Below are 15,667 nucleotides of genomic sequence, written 5' to 3' on the forward strand. Positions count from 1 at the left end.
ATTTACTTACAATTTTTCGACATATTTCTCTAGCGTGTCGATCGCATCAACGCATTGGCAGAATATGTCGATAAAAAATAATATGGTCGACATATTAAGCTATTTCCCACCGGATACGGAAGAGCAGATGAACCAGCGTCTTCTTTTTCAGACGCCTTTCCAGAGCTTCGATAAGCTGATCCCGTTTGGCCTCAATCTCATCTTCCACATCAAAGATCTCCTGCCTTTGTCGGCGTTGACGACGTTCCAGGTTTTTTATCTCTTCCTGACACTGCTTTTGCTCTTCGACCGTATCAGAAAGTCGGGCACGACGTTTGCTGTCCCGAAGACGGCTTTTGGTGTCCTGTAAGGTTTGCTCTGCCGCCAAAATCTGATCATCAGCCCAGTTTTCGAGCTTTTCACGCTCTCGCTGAAAGTACTGATCATTTTCATCCAGTGCACGAGCCAGGGTGGCTTCAATCTGACGCTGGGCTGTGCCGGACAACATAGCAGGGGAAGAATCACCGTTAGCCTGAGTGGATTTCGCTTCCAGGCCAAAAAGCCTGATACAGGCATCCTGATCGAGAAGCTCTTCATCATCAGTCAGCGCGGTGAAAACCAGATGCTCTTCTTTCTCAAAGCTATGCAGTTCAAGTAGGTTGAGCTCCAACCAGCCAGATTTGGACGACAATCCCTCCAGAACAGACACCTTATAGGGGTGCCCGCTTAGGTCAAAACAGAGCGTTGCTTGCGGGGTATCGAGTCGGCGACCGTGATCCAGGACATACTCCCCGAGAGGATGCGACAGGCGATAGAGGTGGGCATGCTCTGGAATGGTCTCCCCTTTGCGGATGAGTTGGTACTCACCAGGGAGAGCGCCGTGACAGGGTGAATCGGCCAGATGAAAGCTGAGTGCTTCGTTGTCGAAGGTTGCGGTATCTACCAGGATATGGCGCGTGAGCAACCAGAATAGTCTGGCGATATGATCCAGGCTCTCTTCCGCACGTTTACGCTTTATCTTGAGCAACTCATGGATGTCAGCATCGAAGTGCTCAAGCAACTTCTGCTCTGTCTCCCGCATGCGCTCTTCAATGGATGCCTCCAGCTCCTTTTGCAGGGCTTCGAAAGCTGTCTGGATCTCTTCTGTGGTTCGACAGGTATCGTAGATAGCCGCTATGCGCTTCTCAAAATCGACACCTGACTCAATACGACCGAGGATTTCATCAGAAGCACCGAAGACACCGTCAAACAGATGGAATTTTTCTGAGAGTAATTCCAGCACACGACGATCTGCCTCGTTGCGACGGTTGAGGAAGTTAATGACCACAACATCGAATGCCTGCCCATAGCGATGACAGCGACCGATACGTTGCTCGACCCGTTGGGGGTTCCATGGCAGATCATAATTCACGACCAAGGCGCAGAACTGTAGGTTGACGCCTTCAGCTGCCGCTTCTGTTGCCACCAAAATTTCACCACGCTCACGGAAATGGTCGATAATGGCGGTACGTTTATCAACCGCGGGGCTACCGGCAATACGATCACTGCCCGCATGCTCTTTCAGCCACCGTTGGTAAATACCTGTAATGGCCGGTGAATTATTCGTGCCTGAAAAAGTGACCACTTTGCCGGCATGACCATGGGCTTCCAGAAATCTGGCCAGATAATCCTGTGTACGGCGTGACTCAGTAAATATGACGACTTTACGCGGCGCCCCCATCTCGGCCATGTGATCAAAACCAATTTGCAGGGCCTTCAGTAATGCGTGAGACTTCTCGTCCTCCTTGATGCTGTGAGCAAGGGTGATGTAGTGCTCCAGTTCTGCGATTTCTCCACGCAGTGCAACCAGGTCGATTGTGCGCTCATTATCTTTATCGACCTGGTAGTTCCCGGCCTCTTCAGCCGCTTCGCTAAGTGGCTCATCTTCAAGTTCGTCGTCAATTTCCTCTTCAGAAATGAGATGATCAAGCCAGTCATCATCCAGTGTTTTTCCTTCCAGGAGCACGCGCAGGCGCTCATGCATAGTCTCAAGGGTATTGATGACCGCCTGAGTGGATGATGCCAGCAGTTTGCGTAGAACAAGAGCGATGAGATGACGCTGCCGAACAGGGAAGCCGTAGGTCTCTTCGCGTTGCAGGTAAGCTGAGACAAGGTCGTAAAGGCGTTGCTCATCTTCTCCTGGGGTAAAAGGTATGGTTATCGGTTTTCGCTCTGTGTAACGCACATATTCCAAGACCTGGCGACGCAGAGTGCGCGTCACAAATTCACTGAGGCGACGCCGGAGAGCAGGAAGGTTATCCTCACCGCGCATGTATTGACTACGGAAGCTGACCGCATCACCAAAAAGGTGTTCGTCAATAACGGTTGAGAGCCCGAATAGCTCAAGTAGGGAGTTCTGCAATGGTGTGGCTGTCAGTAATAATTTTCGGCAACCAGCCAGTCCCTTTTTGATAGCTTGCCCTGTTTGATGGCTTTCACGATGGGCGTTACGAAGTTTGTGCGCTTCATCGATAACGGCCAGATCCCAGGGGATGCCACGTAGTTTGTCTTGGTTACGTGCCGCAAAATTAAGAGACATGATGCTGATCTGTTCCTGATCAAGCGGATTGTAAATTCCACCTTTCTTCAGGTTCTTCCAGGTCTTGGCATCAAGGATTTGTGTCGGCAGATGAAACTTCTCAGCAAGCTCCGTTGCCCACTGCTTGCGAAGTGATGCGGGGCAGATAACCAAGAGACGACGACGGCGCTCAGCCCAATATTGGCAAAGCACTAATGCGGCCTCAATCGTCTTGCCGAGACCGACTTCATCTGCCATTACAACGCCCTTGGTCAGCGGGTTACCCAGGGCGAACAGGGCAGCGTCAATCTGGTGGGGATTTAGATCAACGCTGGCATCAAAGAGGGACTGGGAGATGCGGTCAACATCATCGCCTCTGCGGCGGCGAGTGAGTTCCCAAGCGAAATATTTGGCGTGGTGTGCTGTGGTCACGTGGCCCTCTTAACTACCCAACAAGATGTGAGCAACAGAAAAGCTGAAAAGATTTGTACAAAAAGGGCGGGCTGGCATTAAATTTTCTCAAATCCATTCGCTTAAGTGTTCCTTCGATCTGATTGCGATCAACACGAGAAATCTTGCAGTATTCAGGCTTGAGTCATTATCTGATCTATTATCGCTGAATAATATTCCTATTCTTTTACTTTTTCGAGCAGATCACCGATTTCACAATCAATAGATCGCATCGCCTCTCAACAGCATCTAGTTCCATCCGCTTGGCTTTTTCTTGATACAGCAGGCGAATTGTAATTCGGTTCAACACTCCTATGTCCAGGATCTTCATGTAGAACTATGAACGGTGCACCGTTCAAATGTCAGTCGACACGGCGGTTACCAGATGAACACGGTACTGCATAATGCTGCGGTCATGGATGCGGGTGTGCCAGGGGAAATCTGTGATTTCGTTGGTGAGTCGCATCCCTTTGACGGATTGGGGATGTGCTTCCGGGGTCAGCAACGACCTCAACAGAGGTTCTGCGGCGCCTGAGTTGGGACCGCGTTGGGAGTGGCCGCCGATCCAGCCTTCGAGGGGTGTGACCGCAGGCGACCAGTCGTAGGGTGTCGCCATGATCATGGTGCCGCCGGGGCGCAGGTTACGGGCCGTCTCTTCCAGCAGGAACGTTGGAGAATTGACAGAGTCCACCAGTTGCAACCCCACCGCCAAACCGAAGGTGGCATCGGCGAAGGGCAGCGCAAGTGCATCACAGGCCCAGAAATCGATCCGTTCCGTTTGGGTCACTGGTACAGAAAACTCCCGTTGGTCGTAGACGATACCGATTCGCCGTCGGGGATAGCTGACGCTCCGCTCCTGCAGGACCCGCTGGGCCAGCCGCAGCAGGGAGAAGTTGTTGTCGATGCCGAGCACCAGCCCGTCGGTGTGAAGGGCAAATTCAAAGGTGGAGCCACCCACGGCACAGCCCAGATCGACGGCCGGTCCTTCCGGTATTCCCGGCAGCAACTCCATCCCGGCTTTAAGGCAGCGTTTTACCGCGCCGGGTGAAACACCCGGTTGGGCTTCCTGTTCCTTGGGATCGTATTCCCCGTAGGCGTCCCAGGTGTAGGTGCTCAGGTACTGGCGGTTGCTGTCGAAGGGGGTGCCCGGTCCCGCCGCATCGCCGAGCATGGATGTCAATGTGGGTGAGAGATCGCTGCGCAGAGTGAGGTGGAACAGATTGTCCGCGAGATACTGGCGGACGTTGGGCACGATGACAGGGATGCCGTCGATGATCGGATATTCCAACTGGCAGGCCGGATTGGAACAGTGGATCACGCCTTCGATGATCAGTTCCCCGATCTGTTGTTCCACGGTTGCCACCGCTAATGGATGTGTTTTCGCCGTCTCCAGGCGACATCGGGGGCAGATTGGGGCAAGGGTTTCAAAATGACATAGACGCAATGCTCAATCCGCCTTAGCCAATCAGGACAGTGGGACATCCAGGCGGCAGAATCTTGCCCACCGGGCTGGGGATGGGTGCCACGCAACCCGGATGAGCGGTCATGTCTCCCATACGTGCTGCAGGCAGGTTACCGATCAGCACGGTAAAAGAACCCATTGCGACCATGCCGGGGCCGTTGGGGACGCAGCCGGGCAGGGCGCAGGGAGCGGTCATGTCGGTTACCCGGGCCGCTGGCATGCCTCCGATCAACACGGTCGGCTCGCCCTTAACGATCGCCAGAGGCAGCGGAGGATGGGGTACCGGGGTGGGAACCGGTGCCGGTGGGTGAATCGGGGCATGACAATGGGGGGCCTGCTGGATGACATTATCCCCCATTCTCGCTGCTGGATTGCCCATGTTATCTACCGTCCTATGTCAGTGCAGCTTGCTGCGAAGCGTCTGTAGGAGCGGCGCCCCGCCACGATTTTTCCATCTGCGGAGTTATCGCGGCGAGGGCGCCGCTCCTACAATCTAATACCCCGTCCGGGGATCATTTTGGCTCTTGTTAAAAGAGCGAATCGTCTCCGAATGGACTGCTGGTTTCCTTTTTACTGCCTCCACCGAAGAACCCGCTTTTCTCCTTCGGTGGTCTCCAGGAAGTGGCGAACTTCATCGGTTCGGGAGCACGTTGGGAGACTATCTTATCGCCACGTTTGATACGCGATGCCTTGAGGCGTCCAGTCGGTTTGGCAATGGAGTATTTTTCCTTCGCTGCAGTGATCTTGACCGAGCCGACCAGTTCTTCTTCCCCGCCGAGGGAGATGCCCGTCTCAGGATCGATCAGTTGTTCACCCATGCGCATCAGGTCCAGGCTCTCTCCGGGTTCCACTGTATCCTGACCCAGATTGAGATAGATCTTGTTGCCCTTAACCTTGATTACCGAACCGGTGGCGGGAGAGGTGCCGGTCTGCTTGATCAGACCGTAGACCCCACGATTGACGGTGGAGATTACAGCCTGCCCGATTGGGGTTTTGGCGTATTTGGACATGAAGCCTCCCAGCCCGCCGCCGCCGGTTATGCCTGCCCCGCCGAAGGTGAGCCCGGATTCACTCAATTCTGCCTCTACCTGATCGGTGTAGACGATCTCGCTGGTTTCAGAGTTGATCAGACGGAAGTTCATGCCCAGTACTGCCTTTGACTCTTTCACAGAGATGGCTCCCAGTAGCGCACCGGCACTACCGCCTATCAAACCACCAAGGCCGCCGCCTTTCTCTTCCACCCCTGCCTCATAATGAGTGATCACCGCCTGAAACAGGTATTGAGCGCCGAGAATCTTTCCGATTTTGGCGGCGGAAGGTTTGGCTATGCGCCCGGTAGCCCCCAGATCCTGCTCCTTTATCGCCTTGTCCAGCACTTTGCGCTCCACCAGGCGAAAACGTTTGGTCTTGTGCATCGTGTCCATCAGCATCGCCTCGATACCCTGGACCGGAACACCGCCGCTGCTGGTGGCAGCATTGTACGTATAGGTGCCACTGGGGCCGCTGACGCTTACGCTCTGGCTGGAGGAGTTGTTTTCCACCGGCAATACGCCGATACGGGTCTTCTTGCCGCTGTATCCGCCCCACTCAAGATTGACCAGGTATTTAACATCAATGTCGCCGATATATTCGGGTAGCGGCTGCTTGGCACCACCTTCTTTTATGATCGAATAGGCTACGTAGTCCGCCTGCGCCAGAGAGGCGAGTCCCAAGGTCAGTGCGGCGGTGAGCAGACATAACCCGTGCTTGAGTTTCAACATCTGTTGGCTCCTTCCCATGATTGCAGGTGAGGCGAATATCTCTGTCCTTAATCTGAAGTATAAGATCAAATCGGCGCTCTGATTGAAGTATCTGCTGATAGCCTTATTGTGAGAATTAAATGTATATGCCTACTCTGATTGCAGCCGCCTTTTCAAGATTTGGAGTTCTCTGTGTTCGGGGGCTGCCTGAAGGCCCTGGTCGAGTAGGGTTTGTGCCGCTGAATTATCTCCCTGTTTCATGGCCTGTTTTGCTTGATTCACAAAATGGTTGGCCACTTGATCCAAACCCTCCCGTGCAATTCGGTTTTCGGGGTCCAGGTCGAGAACCGCCCGATAGGCCTCTACCGCATTGCTGCCTTTCGGTTCCAGATGGCGACCGATCATCCGGTGAAGTGCAGCGACTTCCAGAATGCGCTCAACCTTGGCCTGGGTTTCAGCATCGAGTTTTCCGGGTTTGGGTTCAGGTTCGGGTTTGGCGCCGGCAGCCGGTGCTTCTTCGAATTCATCCGGTTCTGATGGCTCCAGTCGGACCACCGGCATCGGAGTTGTTTTTACCAGCGGCTCAACCGCCGGTACCGGCAGGAGTGAATCCTTCGGCTTGTCTGACTCTTCGCCGATCAAAAGATAGATCCCAATGCCCACAACTGCCAGCAGCAGGGAGATAGCCACTGCCAATCCCCGCAACTTGAGATTCGCGCCGCTTCCCCCTTTCAGCTCCTGTAGAAACTGCTCCAGATCCGGGGTGCGCTCGCTGCGTTCAAAGGCCAGGGAATGAGCCAGGGCCTGGTTCAGTTGGCGGCTGAGTCCGGGGATGGGTTTGGGTATTAATTTTCGGCCACGGGCCTGGTTGGCCGGCAGCTTGTCGAAGGGGTGGTGTCCGGTGAGCAGTTCATAGCTGACGCAGCCGAGGGCGTAGATATCGTCTCGTGGATCGGGGGCTGCCTGGTCGAACATCTCACAACTTGCGTAGGCAGGAGTGAGGGCCTCCCATTTGGCGGGATCGAAGACGGTGGCGTCGCCTGAGCTCTGTCCCGGTGGTTTGAAGGCGCGGGCGATGCCGAAGTCGAGCACCTTGATCTCGCCATTCTGCAGGATAAAGGCGTTTCCCGGCTTAAAATCAGCGTGCACGATATCCTTTTTATGGGCGTAGGCCAGGCCATGGGCCATTCCTTCAATGATCGGCAGGGCCTTCTCCATTGGCAGTCCGCTGGGCCGGATTCGCTTGATCAGATGCTCTACCGACTCACCCTGCATCAGTTCCATGGTCATGTAGACTGTATCGCCGTCCCGGTCGAAGTCGTAGACTGTAGCCACGTTGGGGTGGGCCAGACGCTGGGCCTTCTTGGCCTCCCGCTGCAGGGCGATAAAGGCATCGGAATTCTGTTGCACCGCCTCGTTCAGCACCTTGATGGCGACATAGGGCTCCCGGTCCCGCGCCTCTTCCTTGCGCAGGTCCTTTGCCAGGTAGACCACGCCCATGCCGCCGCGGCCGATCTCGTCTTCCAGCACGAAACGTCCGTTAAGGGTGTCGCCTACCAGTGGGTGGGCGGCACGTCCTGAAGCCTGATGAGGTGCTGGGGCGGACCATGTTTGAGCAGCGGGAGAGGGCGATGGTGTCGGGGTTCCGGCGATACGGGTTGCTTCGTCGGGAATGGGGGGCAGACGGTCTGCTTCCAGGTCTGAATGAATTCGCGTTTCTTCTCCCGCAGCATCCTGGGCGGGTTGCGCGTATTGGTCGAGGCGTACACGCAGGCTGGTGACGATCTGTGTCGGAATCCGGTTGCTGTGCTGCAACTCTTCGAGCAGTGCAGTGAGTTCTGTCCGGCTTTCCGGGTTCAGCAGCAGTTGGGCATCGAGCCTGCCCAACAGCCCCTCCAGATCCAATCGTCCGGTGAAAAAGTCGTCCAGCGCCGCTCTGAAATCATCCATGGAGTGAAGTCTTCCAGTTACACCAGACCAGGATCAACGCTGACCTACCAGGAGAAATTCACCAAACTCGTGGCCGGTACGCTTGAGCTGGGCGTATTGGGGGGATTGATCGACATTGAGTTCTTCTGCCCGGGCCGACACCCGTGACTTGACTTCGCGGAACAACTTGGAGCCTTCGAGTACCCCTTTACTCCCGTTCAGTACATCGATGAGTGCATTGGCAAACATGGAGTGACCGTTTCCTCCGTCGTCCAATACCGGTTTTACGCCACCCGAAGTCAGCACATAACGTGAGCGGGTCTTGGCGATGACCCTGAGCCATTTCATACGGGTCTCTTCCGACATACCGGGATCGAGTTCAGTGTTGACTGCACGGGTGAGGGCGCCGGAGTAGCAGGAGTCCGCCACCACCAGCACATGTTTCGCCGACATGGCATTGAGGATGTCGGTGATTGCCACGGTGGAGATCCAGTTGGCGGTGCTGTCGGTCTCCGCGTCCACCGGCAACCAGTGGCCACGGTTATTGGCCTTGTCGTACTCTCCGTGGCCGGCGTAGTAGAGTAGCAGGTTGTCTTTTTCCGTGAGTTCCCGGCGGGCCTTGTTCAGGGCGGAGAGAATTTCGTAGCGGGTGGCGTCGTAGACGCGGGTGACGGTGAATCCATAACGCTGTTTGAGGATGTCGGCGATCACGTCCGCGTCGTTTTTCGGGGTACTGAGGTCATCCAGTTTATCGTATCGGGTATTGGCGATGATCAGGGCGTGATAGGTGCCGAAGATGTCAGGGTCGCTGTCCGTACCGGCGGCAGTGTCGGGTTGTTCCTGCAGGGGTTCGGGCAGCAGTCGGAACTCCACCGTGCCCCGTTTGCCCTGATTATCCACGGCGACGATGGTTACCGGTGTTTTGGAACGACTTACCGGTACCTCTGCCTTGAAGATGCCGTGTTCGTCAACTTTGTGAGACTGGCCGTTGATGGTCAGGGAGATCAGACCTGCGGGTGAGTTGATCTTGCCTACTACGATCCGCTTATCGGCATCCGATGGTGTGATGACATTGGTAATGGAGCGGGTGTTGGCGATTGGCGGGTCGATGATGTTGATTGCCGGTCCGGGCAGGTCGCTACGCACCGACGGGGCCGAACGGGTGGCGGCTGGGGGCACAGCTGCAGCTGGACGTTCGTGGCGGATCACGGTCTCTTTCTGGATCACCACCTCGGGACGGGTCAGACGTTTGATCTTGGCTGCCTTGATCTCCTTTATCTGCTGCAGGATGTTTCTGGCCTCCTCCTGAGTGACCCAGATGACATCGTAGGTGACCAGGCCTGATTTGGATTTCAGCAGCACCTGCTGCAGCTTCTGTCCGGTATTCGGGTCGCTGCAGTCTGCCGATTGCATCTTATAGAGGTCCCGGGAATCGAAAGAGGAGAATCCGATGTCGCCGGAGCAGTCGGTGGTCTGGGCTGTCACTTCGAAATCGAGTGCCAAAAGAGAAAGCGGCACATTCATCAGAAACAGCATCAAGAAAAGGCGAATAATTCTGAACATCGTCATTCTCCTACAGTTTTTCTCTTCCACCTATATTTACAAGCTAGGATACTGTATCGATGAATGCAAGCTGGTGAGCCGGGTTGTAAATCGTCAACTTGGAGGGGCGGCGACCAAAGAAGTCCCTCTCGTAGCTGTTCCATCTATTAATACAAGACCCACCAAGTGAATATTGCGGGATGATCTTTTATCGATCCTCTGTGATAGTCGTCTTTTCAGCGACAGCCATTTCATCCGGCATATCAATTTCTCTGCACTCGTTGTCAATGCGCGTCAGGCAATTATGGGGTGCGAATGTATCGGAACTCGCCTCCTGCATAATTAGCTTGAATAAGTCAGGTATTGAATTCTCTAACAGACAGTCTGCGGGCAGGTAGGGAAAGATCTGGTCATAGCGTTTGATTTCGTACTGGCTGATACGCCGATAGATATGGGTGCGATTCAGTTCAGAGGTGTGACAGATGCCGGTTGATGCAATGATTTCCGCAGTCGCATGTACCGTTTTGGCATGATAGTGCGCAACACGTGCTGCCTTATCCGGTACAACCAGCCCGTTGAAGAGTCGAGGATCCTGCGTGGCAACCCCGGAGGGGCACCTGTTACTGTTGCAGATAAGGGAGTGTACACAGCCAACTGCGAGCATCATGCCACGGGCGCTATTGCAGATGTCAGCACCGAGTGCCATGTTTTTTACCAGATGAAATCCGGTGATGATCTTGCCGGATGCAATGATCTTTATATGCTGCTTCAGGCCGAAACCGGTCAGGCAGTCGGCAACAAAGGTGATGGCTTCACGCAACGGCATGCCGATGGAATTTGTGTACTCAAGCGGGGCGGCGCCGGTACCACCTTCACCGCCATCAACAGTAATGAAGTCGGCGAGAATGCCGCTTTCGTGCATCGCCTTGCAGATGGCGACGAATTCGCTCTTGCGTCCAATCGAGAGCTTGAAACCGACCGGCTTGCCGTCGGAGAGTTCACGCAGTTGAGCGATGAATTGCACCAATCCCAGCGGTGAATCGAATGCGCTATGGGTGGCGGGCGAGTTGACCTGTGTATAGGGTTTCACACCACGTATCCTCGAGATTTCAGGGGTGTTTTTTTCCGCAGGCAGGATTCCGCCATGGCCGGGTTTAGCGCCTTGAGAGAGCTTGATCTCGATCATTTTGACGCTTTCGAGGGAAACCTTCTCTTTGAACTGATCAGGGGAAAATTTGCCGTTCCGGTCACGACAGCCGAAGTAGCCGGTTCCAATCTGCCAGATCAGATCGCCCCCATGTTCCAGATGATATGGGCTGATTCCGCCTTCACCGGTGTTGTGCGCGAATACGCCTGATTTTGCCCCCTTGTTGAGTGCCAGGATGGCATTCTGGCTTAATGCGCCAAAACTCATGGCGGAGATATTAAATATGCTGGCCGAGTATGGCTGCCTGCAACCTGGTCCGCCGACATTGACCCGTAAATCCTCGTCGACATCTGATACGTTTATCGCGGAGAGTGAGTGCCCGATCCATTCATAACCGGTTCGGTAAGTGTCGACCCGCGTACCGAAAGGCACAGTCTCCAATGCCCTTTTGGCGCGTTGGTACACAATGTTCCTGAACATCCGGTTGATGGGTGCTCCGTCGGTGTCTGACTCCACGAAATACTGACGGATAAAAGGCCGGATCTCCTCCATGATCCACCGGCCGCGCCCGAACAGGGGGAAGTTTCGGCGAATGGAGTGCCGCTTCTGGAGCATGTCGTAAAACCCCAGTGCAGTGAAAGGGGTGATGAAAACCAATACCCACACAGTGGCTGGCCAGAGAGGGTAGATGATTGCGACCGCAATCAGTGTGGCCGACAGGGTCTTGATGAACGTTGAATGCATGCTGTTTCCTGTTATTAATTTGTCTTACGAACCCAGAAGTGACGCTACCAATCCAGTCCAGCCGGTCTGGTGAGAAGCGCCGATCCCGCGGCCGTCGTCACCGTGGAAATACTCGTGAAACAACAGGTGATCACGAAAGTGGAGATCGTCTTGTAGTTTGGTGTTGTCACCAAATATCGCTCTTCGTCCCTGTTCGTCGCGACGAAAAAGCCGGGTCAGGCGTATCACCAATTCATCGGCCACCTTATCGATCGAGAGGTATTCTCCCGAGCCAGTAGGACACTCGATCTTGAATTCGTCACCATAAAAGGTGGCGAAGCGGCGCAGCGAGACGATCAGCAGATAATTTACCGGGAACCAGATGGGACCGCGCCAGTTGGAATTGCCACCAAACGCATTCGAATCCGACTCGCCTGGCCGATAGGAGACTGACAGGGAGTGCTTCAAGAAGTCGAAAATATACGGGGCCCGTTGGTGCGCGCGGGATAGTGAGCGCACACCGTAATCGGAGAGGAATTCTGTCTCGTCCAGCATGCGCCGAAGCAGACATTTCATGCGATGGCCGCGCAACAGAGAGAGTAGCCTGCGATTGCCCCGACCAGGTTCTTCCCAATGGGAGACCAAGGCTGCCAGGTCGGGGCGGTAGTTGAGAAACCACTGCAAGCGGCGTTTGAAGTCGGGCAGCCGGTCGATAAGTTCTGGTTCCAGAATCTCTACCGCGAAAAGCGGTATCAGTCCCACCATCGAGCGGATTTTCATCGGCATCAGCTTTCCATCGGGAAAGCGCAACACGTCGTAATAGAATTGATCCTCCTCGTCCCATAGGCCAATGCCCTGATCGCCGATATTGTTCATCGCGGCAGCGATATAGAGGAAGTGTTCGAAAAACTTGGTGGCGATGTCCTCGTAGGTGTGGTTGGTCTGTGCCAGTTCCAGCGCGATACGCATCAGGTTGAGACAGTACATGGCCATCCAGCTGGTGCCGTCGGCCTGGTTGATATGACCGCCGGTGGGCAATGGGGAGCTGCGGTCGAATACCCCATTGTTGTCCAGGCCGAGAAAGCCGCCCTGGAAGATGCTGTTGCCGTCTGCATCCTTGCGATTGACCCACCAGGTAAAGTTGAGGATCAGCTTGTGCAGTTCCCGTTCGAGAAAATCGAGGTCTTCCTTGCCCGTGGTGTCGCGTTCGGTGCGATAAACTTCCCACACCGCCCAGGCGTGAACCGGTGGATTGACGTCATCGAAGCCCCATTCATAGGCGGGGATCTGTCCGTTCGGGTGCATGTACCAGACCCGTGTCATCAGTAGCAACTGGCGTTTGGCAAAGTCCGGGTCGATCATTGCCAGAGTGATGCAGTGAAAGGCCAGATCCCAGACTGCGTACCAGGGGTACTCCCACTTGTCCGGCATGGAGATGATGTCGGCATTGTTGAGGTGACGCCAGTCGCTGTTGCGACCATGACGGCGTTCCTTCGGCGGCACTGATTGTCCCGGGTCGCCCTCAAGCCACTGTGGAATGTCGTAGTAGTAGAACTGCTTGCTCCAGATCATCCCCGCGAGAGCCTGGCGCTGAATCAGCCGGGTTTCGTCATCCGGCAGACTCTTCTGTAAATCAGCGTAGAAGGCATCGGCCTCTTCAGTGCGCAATTTGAATATGGCATCGAAGTGCTCAAAAGGGTGCTGATGCCGCCCTTTTTTCAGCCGGATGCGCACCTGCACCTGATCAAGAGCAGGGATTTCAAAGTGGTAGAGTCCCGCCGCCTTGGTGCCGTTGCGCTGCGGGTTGATCGCCGTGTGGTCGCCATTGATGAGATAGTCGTGGAAGGCATCCTTGAAGTAGCCGCTGGCCTCCATTTCTTTCAACGGCTTTACATGGGTATCGTTGTTGCAGAAGAGCAACTCGGGGCCGCCGTCCAGATGACAGTGGTAGTCGCCCAGCTTATGGTGGTGTATCGCAATGCAGCCACGCTCTGTGGCAGTGAGTGTCGGTCGGGCCGGATCCTGGCCCCAGGCCCAGGTGTTGCGGAACCAGAGTTGGGGCAACAGGTAGAGGGGGGCATCTTTAGCGCCACGATTAATCACCGTGATTCGCATCAGGATGTCGTCCACATCCGCCTTGGCATATTCGACAAAGACATCGAAGTAGCGGTTTTCATCAAAGATGCCGGTATCAAGCAGTTCGTATTCGGGTTGATCCCTGCCGCGACGGTGATTCTCTTCCACCAGATCAGCATAAGGAAAGGCGCGCTGGGGGTATTTGTAGAGCATCTTAAGGTAGGCGTGGCTCGGTGTTGCATCCAAATAGTAGTAGAGTTCCTTGACGTCCTCGCCGTGGTTGCCTTCGTTGTTGGTCAAGCCGAACAGCCGCTCCTTGAGGATCGGGTCCTGGCCGTTCCAGAGGGCGAGCGAAAGGCAGAGTCGTTGTTTTTCATCGCTATACCCGGCAATGCCATCTTCGCCCCAACGGTAGGCGCGGCTACGTGCCTGGTCGTGGGTGAAATACTCCCACGCCTTGCCGCGGGGGCTATAGTCTTCACGCACCGTGCCCCACTGGCGTTCACTGAGATAGGGACCCCAGCGGCGCCATGCCTGTTTTCCACTGGCTTGTGCCGACACTCGTTCCCGCTCGGCTTTATTGATCCTGCCAGACTCATTGGGTTTGCCGTCACGCGCTGTTTTACGGGTTGTTGTTTTCACGCCTTCCTCATCGTGCTACCGCCCTCCTGCCAAGTCTGTACTTGCCTGCTTTAACCAAGTGTAGGCTGAAAGGCTCCAGTTAGAGTGTGTTTCACCCGCGTGATGTTTCTCGCTGGCTTTTTCCTCTATTTGCGATTGGTCGCTTGAATAGGCTGTTCCTTACGTCGGTTTTATTCTGCAGGTGCCCAGGTGTGTTGTTCGAAGGCACTATCGAGCGGGGTTTTGGCGAGATGGTTGGTGAAGTTGCTGAGGGTTTTCTGTCCCACGCCGACCAGCACATCGAGGGCATGAGAGGGTTCAAAACCGGCAGCGAGAAATTCAGCCATCTCTGTCTCCTCGATCCAGCCGCGTTTTTCTATCAGACGATTGACGTAAACCCGTAGCGCCTCCAGTTTTGGATCGGTGATCGGATGATCGCTACGGATGGCCTCAACCACATCTGTGGGTACCTGCTCCATATCAGCGGCCAGGGAGTGGGCGGCCATGCAATAATGACATTCGTGGAAGCGGCTCACCGTCAATAACACCACTTGCCTCTCTGCAGCATTCAGGCCGCTCTTCTCGAAGATACCGGATAGAGCGACATAGGCCTCTGCAAGCACTGGAGAGGTCGCCATTACGCCAAGCAGGTTGGGAAGAAAACCGAACAGACTGGTGACTGCATCCAGAGTCGGGTGTGCCGCATCTGGGGCTGATTCTCGGGAATGGACAGGAAAAATCGGCATGAGAAGCTCCTTTTTGGTAATTGAGTGATCGTTCAATAACCATAGTTGTTATTGAACGACCGTTCAAGTAACGCTAGCATATAAGTAATTTCAGAGAATTTGGTTAGAGATATGGCAAGACCTATCGAGTTTGATCGTGAAACAGCGTTACAGGATGCAATGCTGCTGTTCTGGCGCCGGGGTTATCACAATACCTCGGTGCGGGATCTTACCGAAGCGACCCGTTTGCAACCGGGCAGTCTGTATGGCGCTTTTGATAACAAACGCAGTCTCTTTTTGTATTCTCTTGATTACTACGCTGGAGAACTGAAACGGTTCGTTGACGCCGTGTTGAACAGCGATGAGCCACCATTGGTCAGGATTCGTCTTTTTTTTGAACATCTTCTTGATGAGACAGCTGCTGACCCTGAGGGAAAGGGCTGCCTGTTGGTAAACACCCTGCTGGAAGTCCCTGCGGAGGATGCAGAGATAAACCAACGGGTAATAGAAGCGCTTGAGTACGTTGAAAAGCGCTTCTGCCAAGTGCTGACTGAAGCGCTTGAGCGGGGTGAGCTTGCCTCAGGAAAGGATCCGTCCACGCTGGCACAGTTGCTGATGACCGGCATATTTGGATTGCGGGTCTACAACAAGATGCACCCGCAACGGGAAGAAATGGACGACATTGTGGATAGCCTGCTGTCAGTTGTGAATGCGTGA

General features: G+C 54.7%; 10 protein-coding genes. 1 reads left to right on the forward strand and 9 read right to left on the reverse strand.

From position 1 onward, the window contains the following. Positions 1 to 94: 94 nt before the first annotated feature. From HPY30_16315 to HPY30_16355, 9 genes are all read right to left on the reverse strand, one after another. The gene (locus tag HPY30_16315; protein ID QYZ67406.1) at positions 95 to 2,968 is read right to left on the reverse strand and encodes a DEAD/DEAH box helicase; all 2,874 of its coding nucleotides are present in this window, start codon (positions 2,966 to 2,968) and stop codon (positions 95 to 97) included. A 373-nt stretch (positions 2,969 to 3,341) separates the two neighbouring features. Further along, positions 3,342 to 4,340: a methyltransferase domain-containing protein gene (locus HPY30_16320; protein ID QYZ67407.1), complete on the reverse strand. Its 999-nt coding sequence runs from the start codon at positions 4,338 to 4,340 to the stop codon at positions 3,342 to 3,344. A gap of 103 nt (positions 4,341 to 4,443) precedes the next feature. Beyond that, positions 4,444 to 4,827, reverse strand: a complete 384-nt coding sequence (locus HPY30_16325) for a hypothetical protein (GenBank protein ID QYZ67408.1) — start codon at positions 4,825 to 4,827, stop codon at positions 4,444 to 4,446. Between the two features lie 148 nt (positions 4,828 to 4,975). Next, on the reverse strand, positions 4,976 to 6,208 hold the full coding sequence (locus HPY30_16330; GenBank protein ID QYZ67409.1) for a hypothetical protein: 1,233 nt from the start codon (positions 6,206 to 6,208) through the stop codon (positions 4,976 to 4,978). 129 nt (positions 6,209 to 6,337) lie between these two features. Continuing rightward, a complete protein-coding gene (locus HPY30_16335) occupies positions 6,338 to 8,137 on the reverse strand; it encodes a serine/threonine protein kinase (protein QYZ67410.1) in 1,800 nt (599 codons plus the stop codon). Positions 8,138 to 8,170: 33 nt separating this feature from the next. Continuing rightward, the gene (locus HPY30_16340; GenBank protein ID QYZ67411.1) at positions 8,171 to 9,679 is read right to left on the reverse strand and encodes a caspase family protein; all 1,509 of its coding nucleotides are present in this window, start codon (positions 9,677 to 9,679) and stop codon (positions 8,171 to 8,173) included. 187 nt (positions 9,680 to 9,866) lie between these two features. After that, entirely contained in the window at positions 9,867 to 11,549 is a 1,683-nt protein-coding gene (locus HPY30_16345) for an FMN-binding glutamate synthase family protein (GenBank protein QYZ67412.1), read from the reverse strand. A gap of 24 nt (positions 11,550 to 11,573) precedes the next feature. Further along, the gene (locus tag HPY30_16350; protein QYZ68098.1) at positions 11,574 to 14,165 is read right to left on the reverse strand and encodes a glucosidase; all 2,592 of its coding nucleotides are present in this window, start codon (positions 14,163 to 14,165) and stop codon (positions 11,574 to 11,576) included. Between the two features lie 251 nt (positions 14,166 to 14,416). After that, positions 14,417 to 14,971 carry a carboxymuconolactone decarboxylase family protein gene (locus tag HPY30_16355; protein QYZ67413.1) on the reverse strand — a complete coding sequence of 185 codons (555 nt, stop codon included), beginning with the start codon at positions 14,969 to 14,971 and terminating at the stop codon, positions 14,417 to 14,419. Between the two features lie 111 nt (positions 14,972 to 15,082). Here HPY30_16355 and HPY30_16360 point away from each other — a divergent pair, with 111 nt between their 5' ends. Further along, positions 15,083 to 15,667, forward strand: coding sequence for a TetR/AcrR family transcriptional regulator (locus HPY30_16360; GenBank protein ID QYZ67414.1), 585 nt, complete (start codon positions 15,083 to 15,085; stop codon positions 15,665 to 15,667).

This window comes from Gammaproteobacteria bacterium (ex Lamellibrachia satsuma), from assembly GCA_019623805.1.
Lineage (GTDB): Bacteria > Pseudomonadota > Gammaproteobacteria > Chromatiales > Chromatiaceae > QGON01.